1 pseudogene is annotated in these 309 nt (G+C 61.5%); it reads left to right on the forward strand.

Annotation, left to right across the window (positions count from 1 at the left end):
• Window positions 1-158: 158 nt before the first annotated feature.
• Window positions 159-263, forward strand: a pseudogene (locus P3L18_RS28375) (HNH endonuclease); the annotation flags it as partial.
• Between the last annotated feature and the right edge of the window lie 46 nt (window positions 264-309).

Raw genomic sequence — 309 nt, forward strand, 5'->3', positions numbered from 1 at the left:
GCGCGTGTCCTGCTCTCCCGCAAAGAAATTGACCCACTCAATAGTCAGTAGAGCCACACACTGGCGATGTACACTGAATCCATCACACCGATCAGCCACCGGGGGAGGGGCCCATGATCGACACCACCACAACTCTCGACGTCAAAGATGTTGACGTCGACCGACACCCCTGGCTGATCCCACCCGCCAGCATCGACCCGAAACGACGACCCGTGCCGTCGTATCACCGACGCACCATGCGACTCGACGACGTAGCAGCCTGACCCGAAGCGCCTCCACTACAGCCTGATTCCCTGCACCCGGCCCGGC

It is taken from the genome of Gordonia sp. N1V, assembly GCF_029269935.1.
Classification (GTDB): Bacteria; Actinomycetota; Actinomycetes; order Mycobacteriales; family Mycobacteriaceae; genus Gordonia; species Gordonia polyisoprenivorans.